Below are 21,965 nucleotides of genomic sequence, written 5' to 3' on the forward strand. Positions count from 1 at the left end.
TTATGCCCAAGCACATCGGCGCGGCATGCGGGGCTCACGCGCGGTACTTGCTGGTGATCGGGTATCGCCAGTCCTTGCCGAAGCTGCGGTGGGTCACGCGGATGCCCACCGGCGCCTGGCGGCGCTTGTATTCGTTGATGCGGATCAGGCGCACCACCTTGTCCACGTCGGCGCGTTCGAAGCCCGCCGCCACGATGCTCTCGGGGCTCTGGTCGTTCTCCATGTAGCGCTCGATGATGGCGTCGAGCACAGGGTACTCGGGCAGGCTGTCCTGGTCGGTCTGGTCGAGCCGCAACTCGGCGCTCGGTGGGCGCGTGATGATGCGGTCGGGAATGGGGTCGGCACCGGTACCGTAGGGGTCGTGCGCATTGCGCCAGCGCGCCAGCTTGAACACCATGGTCTTGGCCACGTCCTTGATGACGGCAAAGCCGCCGGCCATGTCGCCGTAGAGCGTGCAATAGCCGGTGGCCATCTCGCTCTTGTTGCCGGTGGTCAGCACGATGCTGCCGAACTTGTTCGACAGCGCCATCAGCAGCGTGCCGCGGATGCGCGCCTGCAGGTTCTCTTCCGTGGTGTCCTCGGGCAAGCCGGCGAACTCGTTCGCCAGGCTGGCCTTGAAGGCCTCGAACTGCGGTGCGATGGCGATCTCGTCGTAACGCACGCCCATGCGCTGCGCCATGTCGCGCGCGTCGATCCAGGAAATGTCCGCCGTGTAGGGCGAAGGCATCATCACCGTGCGCACACGGTCCTTGCCCAGCGCGTCCACCGCAATCGCCAGCACCAGCGCGGAGTCGATGCCGCCGGACAGGCCCAGGATGGCGCCGGGGAAACCGTTCTTGCCCAGGTAGTCGCGCACACCCAGCACCAGCGCGTGCCAGAGATCGGCCTCGGGGCTGTGGTCACGGTCGGTCTCGGCGCGGATCTGCCAGCCGGCGCCGCTGCGGGCAAAGGCGACGTCGAACAGCGCCTCTTCAAAACTCGGCGCACGCCCGGCCAGCTGGCCATCGGCCGCCAGCACGAAGCTGCGGCCCTCGAACACGATCTCGTCCTGCCCGCCCACCAGATGCGCATACACCAGCGGCAGGCCGGTCTGTTCCACGCGCTGGCGCATGGTCGCCTCGCGCTCGCTGCCCTTGCCGGCATGGAAGGGCGATGCGTTGATGACCGCCAGCAGCTCGGCGCCGGCGGCGCGGGCGTCGGCCGCCGGCGCCGGGAACCAGGCGTCTTCGCAGATCAGCAGACCCACACGCACCGGCTTGCCGCCGTCGGCCTGGACGTCGATGACGCAGTGGCCCTCGCCCGGCACGAAGTAGCGCCGCTCGTCAAACACCTGGTAGTTGGGCAGCTCGCGCTTGGCGTAGGTGTGTGTCACCCGGCCTTCGAGCAGCACGCTGGCCGCGTTGTGCAACTGCGCCACGGCAACGCCGCGCTCGCGCCGTTCGACCGCACCTGCGCGCGCCGGATGTCCCACCACGATGTGCAGGCCTTTGAGGTGGGCGGTCGCGCTGGCAATCTGTTTGAGGGCATCATCGCAGGCGTCGATGAAGGCCGGGCGCAGGAACAGGTCTTCGGCCGCGTAGCCGCAGATCGCCAGTTCGGGTGTGAGCAGCAGCCGCACGCCGCGTGCGTGGGCCTGTTCTGCGGCGTCGATGATTCTCCGGGCATTGCCCGACATGTCACCCACCACGAAGTTGAGCTGGGCGACACAAATGGAAAGCGTCATGGGGTTTGAAAACCTTGCTGGAAGGGCCGCGACAGCGCGGCGGGCAGGAGCTGCTGTTGTCTGAAATCGATTATGTCATTCGGGTTTTTGACTCGCCTGCGGGCGTGCCCGCCAGCGACTGGGACGCCCTGCTGGCGCTGGAGAGCGACCCCAGCCCCTTCATGCGGCACGCCTACCTGAGCGCCCTGCACGAGAGCGGCGGCGCACGCGAGCACGCCGGCTGGCAGGCCCAATTCGTGACGCTGTGGCAAGGCGATGTGCTGCAGGCCGCCTGCCCGATGTACCTGAAGAACCACTCGTATGGTGAGTACGTGTTCGACTGGGCCTGGGCCAATGCCTACGCCGAGCATGGCCTGGCGTATTACCCGAAGGCGCTGGTGGCGGTGCCGTTCACCCCGGTGCCGGGTGCGCGGCTGCTGGCGCGCAACGCCGATGCGCGTGCGGCTCTGGTGCGGGCGCTGATTGCCCATGCGCGCGAAGAAGACCTGTCTTCGCTGCACCTGCTGTTCGGCCAGCCGCAAGACATTCAAGCCTGTGCCGACGCCGGCATGATGCTGCGCCACACGGTGCAGTTCCACTGGACCAACGAAGCCGCCGATGGCAGGCCGTTCCAGGACTTCGAGCAGTTTCTCGCCGGCATGCAGCAGGACAAGCGCAAGAAGATCCGACAGGAGCGACGCAAGGTGCGCGACGCCGGTGTGCGCATGCGCTGGTCGCGCGGCAGCGACATTTCGGCCGTCGACTGGGATTTCTTCTACCGCTGCTACGAGCGCACCTACCTCGAACACGGCAACGCGCCCTACCTCAACCGGGATTTCTTCCAGCGCATGGCCCACACCATGCCGCAGCACTGGCTGCTGTTCGTGGCCGAGCGCGACGGCCAGCCCATGGCCTGCAGCCTCATCGGCATCGACGAGCACACGGGCACGGCCTATGGCCGTTACTGGGGGGCGCTGGAGCGGGTGGACTGCCTGCACTTCGAGGCTTGTTATTACCAGCCGCTGGTGTGGTGCATCGCACACGGCTTCAAGCGCTTTGAAGGCGGCGCCCAGGGCGAGCACAAGATGGCGCGCGCCCTGCTGCCGGTAAAGACGTCCAGCGCACACTGGCTGGCGCACCCGGCGTTCGCCGACGCGGTCGAGCGATTCCTGCAGCGCGAAGACCAGGGCATCGGGGCGTACCTCGACCACCTGGCCCAGCGCAGCCCGCTCAAGGCGCTGCCCTGAGCGGCGTCGGGACGATCAGGCCTGGTTGGCCTTGTCGTAGTTGGCGATGCCGTCAAGGATTTCCTTGTGCGCGGCATCACGACCTTCCCAGCCGATGACCTTGACCCACTTGCCGGGTTCCAGATCTTTGTAGTGCTCGAAGAAGTGCTGAATCGTGTTCAGGCGCATCGGGTTCAGGTCTTCGGGCTTTTGCCACTGGGTGTAGATCGACAGGATCTTGTCGGTCGGCACGGCCAGCACCTTGCCGTCTTCGCCGGCTTCGTCCTGCATCTTCAGGATGCCGATGGCGCGGCACGGCACCACCACACCCGGCACCAGCGGCACCGGGGTGATCACCAGCACGTCCACCGGGTCACCGTCGCCAGAGATGGTGCGTGGCACATAACCGTAGTTGGTCGGGTAGTGCATGGACGTGCTCATGAAACGGTCGACAAACATGGCGCCGGTTTCCTTGTCCACCTCGTACTTGATCGGGTCGGCGTTCATCGGGATTTCGATGATCACGTTGAACGAATCGGGAACGTTTTTTCCTGGGGTGACGTTTTCAAGAGCCATGTTGATGAGGATGGTTGGTAAAGAAACGGACGCCCTGTCGGATGTGTGCACCGGCAGGCAAACAAAAGCGCGCTCAACAGGTAGGGCGCGCCTAGGATTTACCCTGATTTTACTGATTCCAGGCTGACGCCCCGGCGCCGGGGTGGTGGTGCAAGGCAAATGCCGCTAAATTCGCGCTGTTGGCCAATCGCCCTGTTTTAACGTTGCGCAATGCAGCGTGAACCGGCAACGAGGAAGCAACGCAGCGGGGGCAGCCCCGGAGGCGTTGCCCCCTCCGTGTCGAAACAAGCAGGAGTAAATCTCATGGTTGGACAATCTGCGCTGATCTTTGCGTTGGTCTGTGGGCTGGTTGCCGTCATCTACGGCTTCTGGTCGCGCAGCTGGATTCTTTCTCAGGACGCGGGCAACGCCCGCATGCAGGAAATCGCCGGGGCGATCCAGACCGGCGCCGCGGCCTACCTGGCCCGGCAATACAAGACCATCGGCATCGTGGGCATCATCATCACGGTGCTCATCGGTTTCTTTCTCGGTGCCACCACCGCCATCGGTTTCGTGCTCGGCGCCGTGCTCTCGGGCGCCTGCGGCTTCATCGGCATGAACATCTCGGTGCGCGCCAACGTGCGCACCGCGCAGGCCGCCACCCGCGGCATCGGCCCGGCGCTGGACGTGGCCTTCCGCGGCGGCGCCATCACCGGCATGCTGGTGGTGGGCCTGGGCCTGCTTGGCGTGGCCGGCTTCTTCTGGTTTCTGGTGGGCAATGGCAACCTCACACCCGACAAGAGCCTGGCCACCCTGCTCAATCCCTTGATCGGCTTCGCCTTCGGCTCCTCGCTCATCTCCATCTTTGCGCGCCTGGGCGGCGGCATCTTCACCAAGGGAGCCGACGTGGGTGCCGACCTGGTGGGCAAGGTGGAGGCCGGCATTCCGGAGGACGACCCGCGCAACCCGGCGGTGATCGCCGACAACGTGGGCGACAACGTGGGCGACTGCGCCGGCATGGCGGCCGACCTGTTCGAAACCTACGCGGTCACGCTGATCGCCACCATGGTGCTCGGCGCGCTGATGGTGGCCGCTGCACCGATGCAGGCCGTGCTCTACCCGCTGGTGCTCGGTGGCGTGTCCATCCTGGCCTCCATCGTGGGCTGCTTCTTCGTCAAGGCCAGCCCGGGCATGAAGAACGTGATGCCGGCGCTGTACAAGGGCCTGGCGATCGCCGGCGTGCTGTCGTTGATCGCGTTCTGGTTCGTCACCGCCTGGATCGTGCCGGACAACGCCATCACCGCCACGGGCAGCCAGCTGCGCCTGTTCGGTGCCTGCGCGGTCGGGCTGGTGCTGACCGCCGCGCTGGTCTGGATCACCGAGTTCTACACCGGCACCCAGTACTCACCGGTGAAACACATCGCGCAGGCCTCCACCACCGGCCATGGCACCAACATCATTGCCGGCCTCGGTGTGTCCATGCGCTCCACCGCCTGGCCGGTGCTGTTCGTCTGCATCGGCATCGTGGCCTCTTACACGCTGGCCGGCCTGTACGGCATCGCCATCGCCGCCACCGCCATGCTGAGCATGGCCGGCATCGTGGTCGCGCTCGACGCCTACGGCCCGATCACCGACAACGCCGGCGGCATCGCCGAAATGGCCGAGCTGCCGAGCAGCGTGCGCGACATCACCGACCCGCTGGACGCGGTGGGCAACACCACCAAGGCGGTGACCAAGGGCTACGCCATCGGCTCGGCCGGCCTCGCCGCCCTGGTGCTGTTCGCCGACTACACGCACAAGCTGGAGATCTACGGCCACCAGGTCAAGTTCGACCTGAGCGATCCGATGGTCATCATCGGCCTGTTCATCGGCGGCATGATCCCCTACCTGTTCGGCGCCATGGCCATGGAAGCCGTGGGCCGCGCCGCCGGTTCGGTGGTGGTGGAGGTGCGGCGCCAGTTCAAGGAGATCCCCGGCATCATGGAAGGCACGGCCAAGCCCGAGTACGGCAAGGCGGTGGACATGCTGACCACCGCGGCCATCAAGGAAATGGTGATCCCCTCGCTGCTGCCGGTGGTGGTGCCGATCCTGGTCGGTGTGCTGCTCGGCCCGAAGGCGCTGGGCGGGCTGCTGATGGGCACCATCGTCACCGGCCTGTTCGTGGCCATCTCCATGTGCACCGGCGGCGGCGCCTGGGACAACGCCAAGAAGTACATCGAAGACGGCCATCACGGCGGCAAGGGCAGCGAGGCGCACAAGGCGGCCGTGACCGGCGACACCGTGGGCGACCCCTATAAGGACACGGCCGGCCCGGCGGTCAACCCGCTGATCAAGATCATCAACATCGTGGCACTGCTGATCGTGCCGCTGCTGCCCATGGCGGGCTGAGGCGCTTCCGCCTGGCTCAGGAGGCCCGCTTCGGCGGGCCTTTTTTCTGCCGCGCGGGCGCTGCGGGCGCTGGGGGTGCCGCGGGCGCACCGGCCAGCCGCCGCACCACCTCGCTGGCGCTGGCCGTGAGGCGGTCCAGCTGCGCCGCCTCGCCGCGTTCGATGGCCTGCAGCACCAGCTCCTGGATGCCACCCACTGCCGCCACCGCCATGGTGGGCGCGAGCACCTCGTGTTCGGCGTTGATGGTCTCGAGCATGAAGTCCGCGAGGTGCTGCATCACCTCGCGGCGCACCAGCGCGCCGGCCGGCCCGAGGTGGTGGACTTCCACGAACAGCATGCGGATCAGCTGCGGCCCCTTGGCCAGATGGGTCAGGTAGGCGCCGAGGGCGTGCTCCACCTGATCCTGCCAGGGGCGGTCGGCCTCGACCGACTCGCGCAGGGTACGCAGTGCCAAGGCGCTGGCGGCACGGTAGAGCGCGAGGAAACAGGCGTCCTTGTCGGCGAAGTGTTCGTAGAAGGTGCGCTTGGAGACCCCGGCCTCGGCCACCACGGCGGCGATGGAGGTCGCGGCCAGGCCCTGCGCTGCCGCCACGCTGGCCATTGCCTGCAGCAGGCGCGCGCCATGCTCGTTGGGCGCGGCGTCGTGCTGGCGGGAGCGGGTTTTTCGGGTCATGGTCCGGCATCTTAGAGCCATCTCCCGGTTGCCTTCGACTTGACAGCCGGGCCGCCAGCGCGCACCATCGCCCGACTGGTACCACGTCGTACCAAACCAAACACCCACACGATTCACACCCTGCCCACCGACGCCATGACCGAACTTGTTGTCCGCCGCCTGCTGATCGACCTGGAGCAACCGGTGCAGCGCCACTGGTGCGCGGGTGATGCCTTCCTCACCGCCTGGTTCAATGCCTTGTCGATGAGCTTTCCCATCGGCGAGCAGTTCTTCATCGACTCGGTGCGCGAGGGTTTCAAGGCCCTGCCGGCCGGGCAGCAGGCCGAGCTGAAGACCGAGGTGCAGGGATTCGTCGGACAGGAGGCGACACACCGCCGCATCCACGCCCTGTTCAACGCGCAGATCGAAAAACACGGCCTGGTCAACGAATGGGAGCCCCGGGCGCGCGAGCGCATGCAGCTGCTGGCCGGCACCGACCTGCGCCACAGCCTGGCCGTCACCGCCGCCAACGAACACTTCACCGCCCTCTTCGCCGAATGGCTGCTGGCGCGCCCGCAGCTGTTCGACGGCAGCGAGCCGCGCCTGAAAACCCTGTGGCTGTGGCACAGCGCCGAAGAGGCCGAACACAAGTGCACCGCCTTCGACCTGTACCACGCCCTCGGCGGCAGCCACGCCTGGCGCAAAACCTGGATGCGCCGCATCACCCTCATCTTTCTCAGCGACACGCTGCGCCAGACCGTGTCCAACCTGCGGCGCGACGGCACGCTGTGGCGCTGGAGCACCTGGCGCAGCGGCGCGCGCCACATGCTCGGCCGCGACGGCCTGCTGCGCCAGAGCTTCCGGCCCTGGCGCGCCTACTTCCGGCCCGACTTCCACCCCAGCCAGCAAACCAGCGAACTCTCGGCCGACTGGCTGCGCGACAACACCTCGTCGTACAGCCGCGTCGGCCAGCCCGAAGCGGCCTGAGCACGCCTGCACGCCAGGGGCGGCACGAGACCCTAGGGAAAACCGCAGTACCCGCCGGCAGCGGCGGTGCGGCACCGGGGCTCGCCCATAATCGACGCATGTCGGAACGTGTCATTCCCCTGATCGATCAACGCCTGCGCTCGGTGGCTGCGCGCGTGCCGTCCGTGTTGACGCCGCCCGGCGGCCTGCTCGCCGACTCCATGGGCCGGCCGCTGCGCGACCTGCGCATCAGCGTTACCGACCGCTGCAACTTCCGCTGCAGCTATTGCATGCCCAAGGACGTGTTCGACAAGGACTACCCCTACCTGCCGCACAGCTCCCTGCTCAGCTTCGAAGAAATCACCCGCGTGGCGCGCCAGTTCGTCGCCCACGGTGTGCACAAGCTCCGCCTCACCGGCGGCGAGCCGCTGCTGCGCAAGAACCTCGAAATCCTCATCGCCCAATTGGCCGCGCTGCGCACGGTGGACGGTGAGCCGCTGGACATCACGCTCACCACCAACGGCTCGCTGCTCAAACGCAAGGCCCAGGCGCTCAAGGACGCCGGGCTGCAGCGCGTCACGGTGAGCCTGGACGGACTGGACGACCGCATCTTCCGCGCCATGAACGACGTCGACTTCCCGGTCGCCGACGTGCTCGACGGCATCGCCGCGGCACAGGCCGCCGGCCTCGGCCCGATCAAGGTCAACATGGTGGTCAAGCGTGGCACCAACGACCACGAGATCCTGCCCATGGCGCGCCACTTCAAGGGCACGGGCGTGGTGCTGCGCTTCATCGAGTACATGGACGTCGGCGCCACCAACGGCTGGCGCATGGACGAGGTGCTGCCCAGCGCCGAGGTGGTTCGGCGCATCCAGCGCGAGCTGCCGCTGGTGCCGCTTGGCGCCACCACCCCGGGCGAGACCGCCGAGCGCTGGGGCTATGCCGACGGCAGCGGCGAGATCGGCGTCATCAGCAGCGTCACGCAGGCCTTCTGCGGCGACTGCAACCGCGCCCGCCTGTCCACCGAAGGCCATCTCTACCTCTGCCTGTTCGCCAGCCAGGGCCACGACCTGCGCCACCTGCTGCGAGGCAACGTCAGCGACGCCGAACTGGCCAGCGCCATCGCCGCCATCTGGCAGGGCCGTAGCGACCGTTACTCCGAACAACGCGCCAGCCTGCCACCCGACGCCGGCACCGGCACGCGGCGGGTCGAGATGAGCTACATCGGCGGCTGACCACCATGCCCCCTGCGCCGCTTCGCGCCTGCCCGGCACGCCCTCGCTTTGATCGGACCTTCCCTTGATCCACTCCAATGAAATCACGGGCCTCGTGCTCGCCGGTGGCCGCGGCTCGCGCATGGGCGGCGTTGACAAGGGTCTGCAGAACTTCCATGGCACGCCGCTGGCGATGCACGCGCTGCTGCGCCTGCAGATGCAGGAGGGCGGGCTGCTCGGCGAGCAGATGGTCAACGCCAACCGCAACCTGGCGGCCTACGAGGCCTTCGGCGTGCCGGTCTGGCCCGACACGCTGAACGACTACGCAGGCCCTCTGGCAGGTTTCATGACCGGACTGGAGCGCTGCAACACGCCCTACATGCTCACCGTGCCCTGCGACACGCCGCGCTTCCCGCTCGACCTCGCCCGGCGCCTGGCGCAGGCCTTCGAGGACAAACGCACCGAGATCGCCATGGCCGCGGCGCCGGAAGAAGACGGCCAACTGCGAGCCCAGCCGGTGTTCAGCCTGATACGGGTGGAGCTGCTGGAGAGCCTGGTGGTGTTCACCCAGGCCGGCGGCCGCAAGATCGACCGCTGGACCGACCAGCACCGCACGGTGCTCGTGCCCTTCGACCAGCCGGGCGACGACCCGCGCGCCTTCTTCAACACCAACACCCTGGCCGAACTGCACGCGCTCGAAAAGAGCTGAGCCACCGGCCCTGTCTTGCCCATGAAATCCATCGAGCAGATCGCGGCCGAGCTGCAGGGCTACGACCCGCAGGCCCTGAGCGCCGAACGCGTCAAACACTTCCTGGCCCGCCTGGTCGAGCCGGTGACCGAGACCGAGCAGATCGCCGTGTTCGACGCGCTCGGCCGTGTGCTGGCACAAGACGTGGTCTCGCCCATCAACGTGCCGCCACACGACAACTCGGCCATGGACGGTTTCGCGTTCAACAGCGCCCAGCTGCCCCCGGGCGAAGCGCTCACGCTGCGCAGCGTGGGCACGGCCCTGGCCGGCAAGGCCTGGGTGGGTTCGGTGGGCGCGGGCGAGTGCGTGAAGATCATGACCGGCGCCATCATGCCGGCCGGGCTCGACACCGTGATTCCGAACGAGTTCGTGCGCGTCGAGGGCGACCGCGTCGTGGTCCCGCCCGACGTGGTGGTGGCGGGCGACAACCGCCGCGAACTCGGCGAAGACCTCAAGGCCGGCCAGCCCGCCCTGCGCCAGGGCATCACGCTCGGCCCGAGCGCCCTGGGCCTGGTGGCCAGCCTGGGCCTGCCGCACGTCACGGTGTTCCGCCGCATCCGCGTGGCGTACTTCTCCACCGGCGACGAAATCCTGAGCCTGGGCGACGCGCCGCGCGAAGGCGCGGTGTACGACAGCAACCGCTACACCGTGTTCGGCCTGCTCACGCGCCTGGGCGTGGAAGTGATCGACCTCGGTGTGGTGCCCGACGCCCCGGCGCAGCTCGAAGCCGCGTTCCGCCATGCCGCCACCCAGGCCGACGCCGTCATCACCAGCGGCGGTGTGAGCGTGGGCGAAGCCGACCACACCAAGGCCATGATGAAACAGCTGGGCGACGTGGCCTTCTGGCGCATCGCCATGCGGCCCGGCCGCCCGATGGCGGTGGGCCGCATCCAGGGCGTAGGCCACAACCCGGTGTTGTTCGGCCTGCCCGGCAACCCGGTGGCGGTGATGGTCACCTTTCTCGCCTTCGTGCGCCCTGCCCTGCAGCGCCTGATGGGCGGCACGGCCACCGAACCGCTGCTGCTGCAGGCACACAGCGCCAAGGCCTTGCGCAAGAAGCCGGGCCGCACCGAGTACCAGCGCGGCATCGTCACGCGCGCGGCCGACGGCTCGCTGAGCGTGTGCACCACCGGCGACCAGGGCTCGGGCGTGTTGCGCTCCATGGTCGAGGCCAACGGCCTGATCGTGCTGCCGCACGAACGTGGCAACGTGGCCGCGGGCGAGATGGTGGAAGTGCTGATGTTCGTCGGCGCGATCTGATCCACGCGGCAACCACGCCACCCACAAAAAAGCCACGGCACGCCGTGGCTTTTTGGTGTCTGCTGCCTGGCAGCGACGTACGCCTTCAGCGCGGCACGCCCCGGTTGGCCAGCATGTCGGCGCGTTCGTTGCCCGGGTCACCCGCGTGGCCCTTGACCCAGTGCCATTCGATCTGGTGCACACCGCCGTGCACCATGGCGTCGAGCTTCTGCCAGAGGTCGGCGTTCTTCACCGGCTGCTTGGCGGCCGTCACCCAGCCCTTGCGCTTCCAGCCGTGGATCCACTCGGTGATGCCCTTGCGCACGTACTCGCTGTCCAGATACAGCGAGACCTTGCACGGCCGCGTGAGCGCCGTCAGCGCCTCGATCACCGCAGTGAGTTCCATGCGGTTGTTGGTGGTCACGCGTTCACCGCCGCACAGGTCGCGCTCGAACTCGCCCGACTTCAGGTACACGCCCCAACCACCCGGGCCCGGGTTGCCCTTGCAGGCGCCGTCGGTGTAGATCACCACATGGTTCAAAAGAAACACTCCAGATAAAAAAAGAAAGAGGTTGCGGCGCCACACGATGGCGCATCAGGCTCAGTGCCGGTTGGCCACCGACACCGGCGCCGACGAGGCCGCACGGCGCGGTTTCCAGGCTGGGCCCAGCAGCCGCATGCCACGCACCCGCTTGACCGCAACGACAAAATACACCGCGCCAAAAATCGGCCACCAGCGTGCGCCGGCGCGGTCCAGCCAGGCATATCGCTGCAGCCACTTCTGCGTGCGCATCGCCGGCCGGTAGCAGCCGAAGCGGTCCGACTCTACTTCAAAGCTCAACAGGCGCAGCCAGTCGCGCAGGCGCCAGGGGCCGATGAAGTCGCCGGCCGACGGCAGGTACAGGTTGGAAGCGCCGAACGCGTTCAGGCCGATGCGGCCGCACAGGTGGCCTCGGCCCTGGCGCAGGCCCCACAGGCTGGTCGGGTTGAAGCCCGAGATCACCACCCGCCCCTCGGGCACCAGCACCCGCTCCACTTCACGCAGCACGTGGTGCGGGTCGGCGCTGAACTCCAGCGTGTGCGGCAACACCACCAGGTCCAGGCTGGCTTCGGGAAACGGCAGCGCCGCGGCGTCGGTGATCAGCGCCACCCGCGGCGGCCTGGTCGGGCGGCTGGTTTTGCCCCCTTCGGGCTCGGGCCACACCTCCGGCAGGGCCAGCCAGCGGTGTGGCATGCGGTTGGCCTGCAGGCCTTCCAGCTCGGGCAAGCCCAGCTGCAAGGCGTTGTAGCCAAACAGGTCGGCCACCGCCAGGTCGAACTGCGCCTGCTCCCAGGTCAGCAGGTACTGGCCGGGCGCGGTGGCGAACCACTCGGGCAAACCTATAATTTTTGCGGTCATGGAATGTGGGACAACAGCCATCTGCGGCGGGAAGTCTGCGACACTGCAAACCACCCGCCACAAGGCCAGCCCGCACTCTACACGCCCGCCCCCATCCCGCGCCATGCACCGGTTCCCCCCCCCCGCTTTTCTGACCGCTTCGCCGCACCAGGCGGCGCACGGCCAGCAACGCCGGTGTCACCGGTCGGGCCGATGCGCGGTGTGTGCAAGACAGACCGAACTTTCCGGCACGGCCTTGCTCCATTGGGCTGAATCTGCGGATTCCCCCCTTCCTGCACAGCGGCGCCCGCGCCACCGTGCCTCCCGCCATGGCCTCCGTGCCCGACAGCGCCGCCACCATTTCGCCGATGGCCGCCATGCGCTGCGCCCGACCTGACGTTTCCCGATGACCACTGCCTGCCCGCCTGCCCACTTCCCACTCCCCGCCCTGCACGCCACACCGCTGCTGCGCCGATCACTCACCTGGGCCGCGCTCGCCGTGGCCGTTTTTCTGGCCGGTTGCGCCACCACCGTAACGCCCGACAACAGCGGCACCGCGAGCCCGGGCGGCAGCGCCAGCAGCAGTACCGGCACCAGCACGCACGCCACCGGCCGCAACACGCCTTCCGGTCTGCCGTCCTACCGCCTGCCTTCCGACGTGCCGCTGAGCGCCATCGGCACCGCAGAAACCCAGCTGCCGACCGTGATCACGCTGGACGCACCGGCCGATCTGTGGGACCGCATCCGCCGCGGCTTCGCCATGCCCGATCTGGATGGTGACCTGGTGCGTGACCGCGAGCAGTGGTACGCCACCCGGCCCGACTACATGCAGCGCATGACCGAGCGCTCCAGCCGCTACCTGTTCCACATCGTCGAGGAGATCGAGCGCCGCAACATGCCGATGGAGCTGGCCCTGCTGCCCTTCATCGAGAGCGCCTTCAACCCGCAAGCCGTCTCCAGCGCCCGCGCCGCCGGCATGTGGCAGTTCATGCCGGCCACCGGCCAGTCCTTCGACCTCAAGCAGAACGCCTTCCGCGACGACCGCCGCGACGTGCTGGCCTCCACCCGCGCCGCGCTCGACTACCTGCAGCAGCTCTACGTGCGCTTTGGCGACTGGCACCTCGCGCTGGCGGCCTACAACTGGGGCCAGGGCAATGTGAACCGCGCCATCACCAACAACCAACGCGCCGGCAAGCCCACCGGCTACACCGACCTCACCATGCCGGCCGAAACGCGCCAGTACGTGCCCAAGCTGCAGGCGGTGAAGAACATCATGGCGCGGCCGCAGGATTTCAACGCCACGCTGCCACTGATCGGCAACCACCCGTTCTTCGACACCGTCACCCTGCAGCGCGACATGGACGTGGCCGTCATCGCCACCCTGGCCGAGGTGGACGAAAAAGACTTCCGCGCCCTCAACCCCTCGCTGCGCCAGCCGGTGGTGATGGCCGCGGGCACGCCCACGGTGCTGCTGCCCTGGGACAACGCGGTGATCTTCCAGCGCAACCTGCAGTCGCACACCGGCATGCTGGCGAGCTGGACGGCCTGGGTCGTGCCCACCACCATGACGGTGGCGCAGGCCGCGGCCAAGGTCGGCATGAGCGAAGCCGAGCTGCGCCAGGTCAACAACATCCCGCCGCGCATGCAGGTGCGGGCCGGCTCCAGCCTGCTGGTGCCGCGCACCGACAAACGCAGCGCCGACGTGCCGCTGCACGTGGCCGACAACGGCCAGATCAACTTCCAGCCCGAGGTCATCCTGCGCCGCACCACGGTGAAGGCACGCAAGGGTGAAAACCTCGCCCGGCTGGCGCAGCGCTACGGCGTGAGCGCCGCCAGCGCGGCCGGCTGGAACAAGCTGGCAGTGAACGCTTCGCTGAAGCCGGGCCAGTCGGTGGTGCTGATGCTGCCGCGCCGCGTGACCACCAGTGCCCCGGCAACCGCCACCGCCTCCGCGTCGAAGAGACCCGTGGCCAAACAGGCCGCCGCACCGGCCACGCGCAAGGTGGCGGCCAGCGCCAGCAAGCCCGCCAAGGCCAGGGCCAAGGCGCAGAGCACCACGGCCAAAGCCAAGGCCGCCCCGGCCAGCAAGACCCGCGTGGCCAGCAACAACAGCAGCGGCAGCAAGTCGAACCCGAGAAAGAACTGAGCGCAGCAACGACGGCTGCGGCAGCGGCGGCGAAGCCGCTGCGCCTCAGGCGCGGAAACGGGCCTTGGCCTTGCGCGCGAAGTCGTTGGTGAAGGTCTGCGCGAGGTCCACGCGCTGCAGCGAGCCCGGCTCCTCGAACTGCGCCAGCATGCGCGCCGCCGTCGCCGGGCCGGTCTCGGGCATCAGCCCGTCCACCGTCCAGGCCTCGCGCACGCGCTGGAACGCCGCCAGGTACAACGACCGGTCACCCTGGAAGTAACGCTCGGGCACAGTCTTGATGATGTCCGACGGCCCCGCCGTCTGCAGCCACTTGAGCGCATGCACCATGGCGTCGGCCATGGCCTGCGTGGCCTTGGGGTACTGCGCCAGGAAGGAGCCCGGCGCGCACAGGCAGGCCGAAGGGAACGGCCCACCGAACACCTCGGCCGTGCCGCGCGTGCTCCGCGTGTCGGCCACCACCTTGAGCGTGCCCAGCTGTTCGAGCTGCGTCACCGTCGGGTCGGTGTAGCTGATGGCGTCGAGGTCACCACGGCGGAACGCCTGCACGGCGGCGGCGGCATTGGCCAGGGGCACGTATTGCACGTCGGTGGCACGCAGGCCTGCCTTGCCCAGCACCAGACTCGCCACACGGTGCGAGGCCGAGCTGCTGCTCATCACCCCCACCCGGCGGCCACGCAGATCGGCCACACCACGGTAGTGGCCCATCGTGTCCAGCGACACCCCCACCACCACCAGCGGCGCGCGCCCCTGCAGCACGAAGGACTGCAGGCTCTGGCCCCGTGCCTGCAGCGCAATGGTGCTGGCGTAAGGGCCCGAGAGCGCATGCACGGCGCCGCCCTGCATGGCCAGCAGCGATTGCGTGGCGTCGGGAAACTCGCGCAGCTCCACGTCCAGGCCTTCGCGCACGAAGTAACCCAGGCGCTCCGCGATGGTCAGCGGCAGGTAGCAGAACGAGCTGCGGTTGTCGACCGCGATCACCAGCCGCGTGGCGCCGGGCCGCGGTGTCGCCGCAGATGCGGCGCCGTTGGCCGGTACCAGTTGCGCACGCAACGCGGGCATGGCCGCGGCGGCAACGCCCAGCGCACACAAACGACCCCATTGACGGCGACTCCACATGGCCAGGCTTCCTCTCTGTTCCCGTTGTTCTCGGCACGTCCTTAGCGTAGGCACATGGGCAAAAACCCGCATCGGGACGAATCCCGAGCGGGTTTGTACGGATCGATTGAAAGCCTATGTAGCCGGCGAGGCTGGTGCGCTCAGACGAACAGGATCGCGATGTTCGTCATCAGGGCCAGCGCCCAGATCAGGCTGCGCGCGTTCGCCATGTTGGCCACGTACATCATGATGTACAGCAAACGCAGTACGACAAACAGGAAGGCCAGCACATCAAGGCGCATCTGCACCGCGCCGAGCTGGTGGGCGATGATGACCGCGCCAATGAAGAACGGCAGTGCCTCGAAGCTGTTGGCCTGGGCCGCGTTGGCGCGTGCGCGCCAGTCGGTCTGGCGCGCCAGCCATTCGCGCGGGTGCTGATTGTCCAGGCCGCCTTTGCTGCGCGCCTTGGTCATGTAGCCCGATTTGGCGAGCCACGCGCAGCCGATCGGCAGCAGGGCCGCCACCAGCACGCACCAGTACGCCACGGTCAGTCCAGCCAGTTTCATGTGCGGCTTTCGATGAAGGTTTGAATCGGAATGTCTGTTGCGTGGCGCGGCTCAGCGCCGGTCCACCAGGGCGTGGGCGATGGTGCCCAGGTCCACGTATTCAAGCTCGCTGCCCACCGGCACACCACGCGCCAGGCGCGTCACCTGCACATCGTCGCGGCCCTTGAGGGCCTGCGCAATGACGTGTGCGGTGGTCTCGCCTTCAGCGGTGAAGTTGGTGGCGAGGATCACCTCGTGCACCGCAGGCTCACCCTGCTCGGCGGGTGCGCTGATGCGGTCGAACAGCTTCTGCAGACCGATGTCGCGCGGGCCCACGTCGTCGAGCGGGCTGAGCTTGCCCATGAGCACGAAGAACAGGCCCTTGTAGGCACCGGTGCGCTCCATGGCGGCCTGATCGGCGGGCGTCTCCACCACGCAGAGCTGCGTGCGGTCGCGCCGCGGATCGCGGCAGGTGTGGCACAGCTCTTCTTCGGTGAAGGTGTTGCACAGCTTGCAGTGCTTCACCGATGCGGTGGCGTGCTCCAGCGCGCGCGCAATCTGCAAGGCGCCGGGGCGGTCGTGCTGCAGCAAATGGAAGGCCATGCGCTGCGCCGACTTCACGCCCACACCGGGCAGGCGACGCAGTGCCTGCACCAGCAGTTCCAGCGAGTGGTTCTCAGCCATCGAGCGGGGGATGCCCGGACCGCGGCGATCAGAACGGGAACTTCATGCCACCGGGCAGGCCCGGCATGCCGGCGGTGAGCTTGCCCATCTTCTCGGCAGAGGTTTCTTCGGCCTTGCGCACCGCGGCGTTGAAGGCCGCGGCCACCAGGTCTTCCAGCATGTCCTTGTCGTCGGCCAGCAGGCTGGGGTCGATGGTCACGCGCTTGACGTCGTGCTTGCAGGTCATGAGCACCTTCACCAGGCCGGCGCCAGATTCGCCCGTGACTTCGATGAAGGCCAGTTCGTCCTGCGCCTTCTTCAGGTTGTCCTGCATGGCCTGGGCCTGCTTCATGAGGCCGGCGAGTTGTCCTTTGTTGAACATGGGTCTTCCTTGTGTTGTCGAGATGAATGGGGGGATGGGTCAGGCGCTGATGGCCTTGAGCGTGCCGGGCACGATTTTGCCGCCAAAGTCGCGCATCATGCTTTGCACGAAGGGGTCGGCCAGGATCTGGGCTTCGGCCTCGCGCTGGCGGCGCGCGGCCTCGGCGGCCACGCGGCGCGATGGTGAATCGGTCACGCTGCCGATCTCGACCACCAGGCGCACCTGATGGCCCAGGGTCTGCAGCGCAGTGGCGAGCCGCTCGCGGGTGTTGCCCTGGTTGAGCGAGCTGCGCTCCACGCGCAGCACCCACTGGTCGGCATCGCGTGCCACCAGTTGCGACTGCAGGCCAAGCTCACGCACCAGCGCGGTGATGGTTTCGGCGCGTGCGAGCTGCATCACGGTGTCAAACCAGAAGTCGCCTTCAACGCTGCCACCCGGCGCGGCCGGCAACACGGTCTGCGTGCCCGCCTCGGCCTGCGCTTGTGGCTGGTCGAGCGGACCGGGCTCACCCGCGTCGCGCACCGGAATCGAGACCACGCGGCGGCTCTGGCTCTGCGCCGGTTCGGATGCGTCGTCCCACGGCGGGCCGTCGTCTTCGGGCCAGGGCGCGTCGTCGTCCATGGGCCCTGACGGCTGTGACAGTTGCGGCGGTGGCGCACTGGCCGCCGGCGGCATGGTGACCGGGGCGGATTGCACGGGCGCGCTCACGGGCGCGGCCGGCGCTTGTGGTGTGGGCGGTGGCGGCGCCGGTGGTTGGCTCACCACCGGCACCGGCATCATCGCTGGCGCCGGTGCGGCAGCCACGGGAGGCGCCAGCGGCGCAGCAGCCACAGGTGCGGCTGCCGGTGCAGCCACGGGCGAGGCAACGGCTGCGGCAGGCGCCTCAGCCGTTTTCAGTGTTTTTTTTTCCGCCGTGGCGGTGTTGCCGCTGCCAGTACCCGCCGGTTTGAAGGCCATCAGCCGCAGCAGCACCATGGTGAGCGCCGCGTATTCGTCGGGCGCCAGGCCCAGCTCGGCGCGGCCGTGCAGGCACAGGCTGTAGAGCAGCTGCGTCTCGTCGGCCGGCAGGCTCTGCGCCAGTTGCGCAATCTGCGCTTCGTCCGGATCTTCGAGGCCTTCGGTCTGCGCAACACGCCCCGGCACCGCCTGCAGCACCGCCATGCGCTGCAGCACGCCGGTCATTTCTTCCAGCGTGGACGCCGCGTTCAAGCCATTGAGGCGCAGCGCGTCGATGGTGTCGACCACGGTGGCGCCATCGGCACGCGCCAGTGCATCGATCAGGCGCAGCACATAAGAACGGTCCACCGCGCCCAGCATCTGGCGCACGGTGGCTTCCTGCAACTGGCCGCCGCCAAAGGCAATCGCCTGGTCGGTGAGCGAGAGCGCATCGCGCATGGAGCCGCGTGCGGCGCGCGAGATCAGGCGCAGCGCCTGCACCTCGGCCGGCACCTGCTCGGTCTGCAGCACCTGCTGCAGGTGTTCCAGCACCGTCTCGGGCGCCATCGGCCGCAGGTTGAACTGCAGGCAACGCGAGAGCACCGTCACCGGCACCTTCTGCGGGTCGGTCGTGGCGAGCACGAACTTGAGGTATTCGGGCGGCTCCTCCAGCGTCTTCAACATCGCGTTGAAGGCGGTGTTGGTGAGCATGTGCACCTCGTCGATCATGAAGACCTTGAAGCGCCCCTGCACCGGCTTGTAGACCGCCTGCTCCAGCAGGGCCTGCACTTCGTCCACGCCGCGGTTGGAGGCGGCGTCGAGCTCTGTGTAGTCGACGAAGCGGCCGCTGTCGATGTCGGTGCAGGCCTGGCAGACGCCGCAGGGTTCGGCCGTAATGCCACCCTGGCCGTCGGTGCCCAGGCAGTTGAGCGACTTCGCCAGGATGCGCGAGACCGTGGTCTTGCCCACGCCGCGCGTGCCGGTGAACAGGTAGGCATGGTGCAGCCGCTGCGTCGTCAGCGCATTCGAGAGCGCCTGCACCACATGCCCCTGCCCCACCATTTCGGTGAAATTGCGCGGGCGGTATTTGCGGGCCAGAACGACATAGGACATGCGAGCGATTCTAAGCGGCGGGGGGTATGCCACCCCGGCCAGCGGCACGATGCCGCATCGCCTACAATCGACCCCGACGGGCCTTCCCGCATGGTGAAGCGGCCAACCGGGTCAGGTGGGGAACCAAGCAGCCCTAACTGTGAATCCAGTGCCGGGGTCAAGGCTCGTCACCTTTTTCCAAGAGCCCGTTGTGCATCAACGGGTTGACGGGACCAAAGGCCTTGCAAGGCCGGCTTGTAGCACCTGACTGTGACACGTTGAATCCAACGTGAGGTCTGGTGGCAGGTTTTCTGGTCTCTCCAAACGCGGTGGTTTCTTCAACCTCCGCATTGCTCTCCCCCACGCGGCATCTCATCCAGGGCAAGTGCGCTAACGGCCGCTTTGTTCAGTCCTTGGGCGCGTGCAGCCAGACAGGCAGGCATCAGCAATCACTTCTGCACCGCTTCAGGCCGCCACCGGGCTGTGACTCATTCTTTTGGGGCTTGCCCATGCGCCCTCCCGAGGGGTATTCGTAGAACACCCACACCCGCCCATGTCCCGGCAAGCAGAATGCCATTTCTGTTGCGTGAGCAGCAGTGGGTTCTGACGCGAAACTGAAAGGGAGTTCAAGGTGAAATTTTCGGCACGACTTGCGTTCTGCACCGCCGCCCTGCTGGGCTTGGCTGCCTGCGCCACCAACCAGGCACCAGGCGCCTCGGCACCTGCGGGCGCCCTGGACAAGACATTGCAGGCCTTCCACTGGGATATGGAGAAGGCCACCGACGGAGGCGGCCTGCCGCTGGAGGGGTTTTCGTCAGCGCCGCCCGACAAGCGCGTGCGGTTGAATTTTGTGGGCGATGCCAGGCCCGGCGCCCCGCTGCTGGTGGTCGAGCGGCTCTGCAACCACATCAGCGCCGGCTACACGCTCGACGGCGACAAGCTCACGGTGTCTCGGGCCGTCAGCACCGCAATGGCCTGTTCCAACCCGGCATTGATGCAACTGGAGCAGAGCGTGGCGACGAAGCTGAGCGGCGTGCACCGCGTGCAGCTGGTGGATGGCGGGCAACCACCGCGCCTCGTGCTGCAGCTCGCGAGTGGCGAGCGCTGGTATCTGAACGGCACGCCAACGGCTGCCACGCAATACGGCAGCGCAGGCGAAACCATGTTCCTGGAGGTGGGGCCTGAGCTGAAGCCCTGCTCGCACGGCGTCATGAAGGATGCGCAGTGCATGCAGGTTCGTGAGGTGAAGTACGACAAGGCGGGCGTCAAAACCACCACCGGTGAGTGGAGCGCTTTCTACGGAATGATCGAGGGCTTCAGCCACCAACCGGGGGTTCGCAACGTGCTGCGCGTCAAGCGCTACACGTTGGCCCAGCCTCCGGCGGATGCATCCAGGTTCGTCTACCAGCTCGACCTGCGCGTTGAAACCGAAACGGTGCGCAGCCGCTAACGCAGGCAGCGCACCGGTGCGCTACTAGGCCTTGGCCGGTGGGCGTTCCGGGGCATCCTGCCCCGGGTACAGTGCAAACCGCTCCAGGCCCGCGCCGTGTGTGGGCGCTGGGGTGTCCCAGGGCCAGCCACCGAAGCGCGTGCGCATGTAGTCGACGCGCGCCTGGTGCAGCTCGGCCTGGGTGTTCATGACGAAGGGCCCGGCGGCGGCCACCGGTTCGTTCAGCGGCACACCCTGCATCAACAGCACCTGCACGTTGCCATGGCCGGCATTGGACAGGCGCGTCGTCACGTTGGTCGTGATGCGCACGATGCGCTCGCCGCCCACAGCTTCACCACCAACCGACAAACCATCCCCTTCAAAAACGTACAGGGTCCTCAGGGCCTGCGCGGAGTTCGCCGCGGGCAGCTCCAGCGACGCACCCGGCTGCAGGTGCAGCAGCCACAGCGCGAGATCCGATGCGGCCTGCGCGCCCCAGCTGTCGGGTGGGGGAGACACGGGCTGCAAGGCTGCGCGCCCGTTCACCGGCCGGTACGCACCCGCGATCACGGTGACTTCAACGCCGTCCTCCGTGTAGTGGGGGATGTCTTCCGCCCACAACATCTTGAATGCCGGCGGCGCGAACTTGCTGCGCGCGGGCAGGTTGAGCCAGATCTGAAAAAGCTCCAGCGGGTTGTCGCGGTCGGTGTGCAGCAAGGGAAACATTTCGGCGTGCTGGACGCCTGCGCCTGCGGTGAGCCATTGCACGTCACCCACTCCGTAGCGCGCCTTGGCGCCGAGCGAGTCGGCGTGGTCCACATAGCCCTGGCGCACGATGGTCACGGTTTCAAACCCGCGATGCGGGTGGCTGGGGAAGCCCGGCACCATCTCGCCGTGGTACATGCTGTAGCCGTTCTCGCCGCTGAAGTCGCTGCCGAGCGGGCGGCCTTGCAGCGCGCCAGCGTCGATGCCCAGGCGGCCGTTCCCGGGCGGGTACTGGTCCGTGTGGTACATGCAGAACAGAAACGGATCAACGCCCGTCCACGGGCGGTTCATCGGGACGTTTTCGAGAATGGTGGGCGTGTCGTTCATGCGGTCTTCTTCAAATCCATGTCAAACGGGCTGGTGGGGTTTGCGCAAAAGAATACGCCGGTGCACAGCGCCTGACATGGCCAAGGTCATTCGCCGCCGCCCTGCTCGGCTAGCATGGAAGCCCATTCACGCCCTGCGCAACACACCGACATGCAACCGAGAACACCCGACACCATTTCGAGCTGGCACGCTCACGTCTACTTCGATGCCGCAACGCGCGACGCTGCATGGGGCTTGCGTGAGCTGATCGCCAGCGCGCTCGGCACACGCGTCGAGATCGGCCGCTTTCACGAAAAGCCCGTGGGGCCGCACCCGGTCTGGACATACCAGTTGGCGTTCGACGCTGCCGAGTTCGCCTTTGTCGTGGGCTGGCTCGCGCTCCACCATGGCGCGCTGGATGTCTTCATCCACCCCAACACCGGCGACGAGCTGGCCGACCACCGCGATGCGGCGCTCTGGCTCGGCAAGTCCTACACCTTGAAGCTGGAAGCCCTGACGGGCTGAGCGTGTTGAGGGG

Annotated in this window: 20 protein-coding genes and 1 other RNA gene; 10 read left to right on the plus strand and 11 right to left on the minus strand. The window is 67.6% G+C overall.

Annotated elements, in window-relative coordinates:
• Positions 1-34: 34 nt before the first annotated feature.
• A complete protein-coding gene (locus tag HPA01S_RS02145) occupies positions 35-1,723 on the minus strand; it encodes an NAD+ synthase (protein WP_066265988.1) in 1,689 nt (562 codons plus the stop codon).
• Positions 1,724-1,779: 56 nt separating this feature from the next.
• On the opposite strand from HPA01S_RS02145, the gene HPA01S_RS02150 reads away from it, so the two are divergent.
• On the plus strand, positions 1,780-2,949 hold the full coding sequence (locus tag HPA01S_RS02150; RefSeq protein ID WP_066266214.1) for a GNAT family N-acetyltransferase: 1,170 nt from the start codon (positions 1,780-1,782) through the stop codon (positions 2,947-2,949).
• 15 nt (positions 2,950-2,964) lie between these two features.
• Here HPA01S_RS02150 and ppa read toward each other — a convergent pair whose 3' ends face one another.
• Positions 2,965-3,504, minus strand: a complete 540-nt coding sequence (gene ppa, locus HPA01S_RS02155; RefSeq protein ID WP_066265989.1) for an inorganic diphosphatase — start codon at positions 3,502-3,504, stop codon at positions 2,965-2,967.
• Between the two features lie 303 nt (positions 3,505-3,807).
• Here ppa and HPA01S_RS02160 point away from each other — a divergent pair, with 303 nt between their 5' ends.
• Entirely contained in the window at positions 3,808-5,871 is a 2,064-nt protein-coding gene (locus HPA01S_RS02160) for a sodium-translocating pyrophosphatase (protein ID WP_066265991.1), read from the plus strand.
• Positions 5,872-5,887: 16 nt separating this feature from the next.
• On the opposite strand, the gene HPA01S_RS02165 is transcribed toward HPA01S_RS02160, so the two are convergent.
• Positions 5,888-6,544 (minus strand): TetR/AcrR family transcriptional regulator, encoded by a 657-nt coding sequence (locus HPA01S_RS02165; protein WP_066265993.1) that lies wholly within the window; start codon positions 6,542-6,544, stop codon positions 5,888-5,890.
• 135 nt (positions 6,545-6,679) lie between these two features.
• Here HPA01S_RS02165 and HPA01S_RS02170 point away from each other — a divergent pair, with 135 nt between their 5' ends.
• The 4 genes from HPA01S_RS02170 to moeA all read left to right on the plus strand — a co-directional run bounded on the left by HPA01S_RS02170 (position 6,680) and on the right by moeA (position 10,711).
• The gene (locus HPA01S_RS02170; protein WP_066265996.1) at positions 6,680-7,510 is read left to right on the plus strand and encodes a metal-dependent hydrolase; all 831 of its coding nucleotides are present in this window, start codon (positions 6,680-6,682) and stop codon (positions 7,508-7,510) included.
• Between the two features lie 98 nt (positions 7,511-7,608).
• Positions 7,609-8,724, plus strand: coding sequence for a GTP 3',8-cyclase MoaA (gene moaA / locus HPA01S_RS02175; RefSeq protein ID WP_066266003.1), 1,116 nt, complete (start codon positions 7,609-7,611; stop codon positions 8,722-8,724).
• Positions 8,725-8,788: 64 nt separating this feature from the next.
• Entirely contained in the window at positions 8,789-9,412 is a 624-nt protein-coding gene (gene mobA, locus HPA01S_RS02180) for a molybdenum cofactor guanylyltransferase MobA (RefSeq protein WP_066266005.1), read from the plus strand.
• Positions 9,413-9,433: 21 nt separating this feature from the next.
• Complete coding sequence (gene moeA, locus HPA01S_RS02185; RefSeq protein WP_066266008.1) at positions 9,434-10,711, plus strand: molybdopterin molybdotransferase MoeA; 1,278 nt, start codon at positions 9,434-9,436, stop codon at positions 10,709-10,711.
• Between the two features lie 85 nt (positions 10,712-10,796).
• On the opposite strand, the gene rnhA is transcribed toward moeA, so the two are convergent.
• On the minus strand, positions 10,797-11,231 hold the full coding sequence (gene rnhA / locus HPA01S_RS02190) for a ribonuclease HI (protein WP_066266010.1): 435 nt from the start codon (positions 11,229-11,231) through the stop codon (positions 10,797-10,799).
• A gap of 60 nt (positions 11,232-11,291) precedes the next feature.
• Complete coding sequence (locus HPA01S_RS02195; protein WP_084360389.1) at positions 11,292-12,089, minus strand: class I SAM-dependent methyltransferase; 798 nt, start codon at positions 12,087-12,089, stop codon at positions 11,292-11,294.
• Between the two features lie 385 nt (positions 12,090-12,474).
• Here HPA01S_RS02195 and HPA01S_RS02200 point away from each other — a divergent pair, with 385 nt between their 5' ends.
• A complete protein-coding gene (locus tag HPA01S_RS02200; RefSeq protein ID WP_084360390.1) occupies positions 12,475-14,214 on the plus strand; it encodes a transglycosylase SLT domain-containing protein in 1,740 nt (579 codons plus the stop codon).
• 45 nt (positions 14,215-14,259) lie between these two features.
• Here the strand turns inward: HPA01S_RS02200 and HPA01S_RS02205 are convergent, their stop codons facing one another.
• The 5 genes from HPA01S_RS02205 to dnaX all read right to left on the minus strand — a co-directional run bounded on the left by HPA01S_RS02205 (position 14,260) and on the right by dnaX (position 18,948).
• On the minus strand, positions 14,260-15,330 hold the full coding sequence (locus HPA01S_RS02205; RefSeq protein ID WP_066266015.1) for an ABC transporter substrate-binding protein: 1,071 nt from the start codon (positions 15,328-15,330) through the stop codon (positions 14,260-14,262).
• 140 nt (positions 15,331-15,470) lie between these two features.
• Positions 15,471-15,875: an MAPEG family protein gene (locus HPA01S_RS02210; RefSeq protein WP_066266016.1), complete on the minus strand. Its 405-nt coding sequence runs from the start codon at positions 15,873-15,875 to the stop codon at positions 15,471-15,473.
• 51 nt (positions 15,876-15,926) lie between these two features.
• Positions 15,927-16,538 (minus strand): recombination mediator RecR, encoded by a 612-nt coding sequence (gene recR, locus HPA01S_RS02215; protein ID WP_066266018.1) that lies wholly within the window; start codon positions 16,536-16,538, stop codon positions 15,927-15,929.
• 28 nt (positions 16,539-16,566) lie between these two features.
• Positions 16,567-16,899, minus strand: a complete 333-nt coding sequence (locus HPA01S_RS02220) for a YbaB/EbfC family nucleoid-associated protein (RefSeq protein WP_066266019.1) — start codon at positions 16,897-16,899, stop codon at positions 16,567-16,569.
• A gap of 39 nt (positions 16,900-16,938) precedes the next feature.
• Positions 16,939-18,948 (minus strand): DNA polymerase III subunit gamma/tau, encoded by a 2,010-nt coding sequence (dnaX, locus tag HPA01S_RS02225; RefSeq protein ID WP_066266021.1) that lies wholly within the window; start codon positions 18,946-18,948, stop codon positions 16,939-16,941.
• A 75-nt stretch (positions 18,949-19,023) separates the two neighbouring features.
• Between dnaX and ffs the strand changes: the two genes are divergently transcribed.
• Both ffs and HPA01S_RS02235 read left to right on the plus strand, forming a co-directional pair.
• Positions 19,024-19,120, plus strand: an RNA gene (ffs, locus tag HPA01S_RS02230) — signal recognition particle sRNA small type.
• 438 nt (positions 19,121-19,558) lie between these two features.
• Positions 19,559-20,377 (plus strand): META and DUF4377 domain-containing protein, encoded by an 819-nt coding sequence (locus HPA01S_RS02235; RefSeq protein WP_066266024.1) that lies wholly within the window; start codon positions 19,559-19,561, stop codon positions 20,375-20,377.
• Positions 20,378-20,401: 24 nt separating this feature from the next.
• On the opposite strand, the gene HPA01S_RS02240 is transcribed toward HPA01S_RS02235, so the two are convergent.
• On the minus strand, positions 20,402-21,448 hold the full coding sequence (locus HPA01S_RS02240) for a pirin family protein (RefSeq protein WP_066266027.1): 1,047 nt from the start codon (positions 21,446-21,448) through the stop codon (positions 20,402-20,404).
• Positions 21,449-21,598: 150 nt separating this feature from the next.
• On the opposite strand from HPA01S_RS02240, the gene HPA01S_RS02245 reads away from it, so the two are divergent.
• Complete coding sequence (locus HPA01S_RS02245) at positions 21,599-21,952, plus strand: DOPA 4,5-dioxygenase family protein (RefSeq protein WP_066266030.1); 354 nt, start codon at positions 21,599-21,601, stop codon at positions 21,950-21,952.
• Positions 21,953-21,965 lie beyond the last annotated feature (13 nt).

Origin of the sequence: Hydrogenophaga palleronii NBRC 102513 (assembly GCF_001571225.1) — a bacterium.
GTDB lineage: Bacteria > Pseudomonadota > Gammaproteobacteria > Burkholderiales > Burkholderiaceae_C > Hydrogenophaga > Hydrogenophaga palleronii.

Coding starts and splice junctions, on each gene's coding strand:
- HPA01S_RS02210 (WP_066266016.1), bottom strand. CDS start 15,875: ATGAAACTGGCTGGACTGACCGTGGCGTACTGGTGCGTGCTGGTGGCG.
- moaA (WP_066266003.1), top strand. CDS start 7,609: ATGTCGGAACGTGTCATTCCCCTGATCGATCAACGCCTGCGCTCGGTG.
- HPA01S_RS02145 (WP_066265988.1), bottom strand. CDS start 1,723: ATGACGCTTTCCATTTGTGTCGCCCAGCTCAACTTCGTGGTGGGTGAC.
- recR (WP_066266018.1), bottom strand. CDS start 16,538: ATGGCTGAGAACCACTCGCTGGAACTGCTGGTGCAGGCACTGCGTCGC.
- HPA01S_RS02245 (WP_066266030.1), top strand. CDS start 21,599: ATGCAACCGAGAACACCCGACACCATTTCGAGCTGGCACGCTCACGTC.
- HPA01S_RS02170 (WP_066265996.1), top strand. CDS start 6,680: ATGACCGAACTTGTTGTCCGCCGCCTGCTGATCGACCTGGAGCAACCG.
- moeA (WP_066266008.1), top strand. CDS start 9,434: ATGAAATCCATCGAGCAGATCGCGGCCGAGCTGCAGGGCTACGACCCG.
- dnaX (WP_066266021.1), bottom strand. CDS start 18,948: ATGTCCTATGTCGTTCTGGCCCGCAAATACCGCCCGCGCAATTTCACC.
- HPA01S_RS02220 (WP_066266019.1), bottom strand. CDS start 16,899: ATGTTCAACAAAGGACAACTCGCCGGCCTCATGAAGCAGGCCCAGGCC.
- HPA01S_RS02165 (WP_066265993.1), bottom strand. CDS start 6,544: ATGACCCGAAAAACCCGCTCCCGCCAGCACGACGCCGCGCCCAACGAG.
- HPA01S_RS02240 (WP_066266027.1), bottom strand. CDS start 21,448: ATGAACGACACGCCCACCATTCTCGAAAACGTCCCGATGAACCGCCCG.
- HPA01S_RS02205 (WP_066266015.1), bottom strand. CDS start 15,330: ATGTGGAGTCGCCGTCAATGGGGTCGTTTGTGTGCGCTGGGCGTTGCC.
- ppa (WP_066265989.1), bottom strand. CDS start 3,504: ATGGCTCTTGAAAACGTCACCCCAGGAAAAAACGTTCCCGATTCGTTC.
- HPA01S_RS02200 (WP_084360390.1), top strand. CDS start 12,475: ATGACCACTGCCTGCCCGCCTGCCCACTTCCCACTCCCCGCCCTGCAC.
- HPA01S_RS02195 (WP_084360389.1), bottom strand. CDS start 12,089: ATGACCGCAAAAATTATAGGTTTGCCCGAGTGGTTCGCCACCGCGCCC.
- HPA01S_RS02160 (WP_066265991.1), top strand. CDS start 3,808: ATGGTTGGACAATCTGCGCTGATCTTTGCGTTGGTCTGTGGGCTGGTT.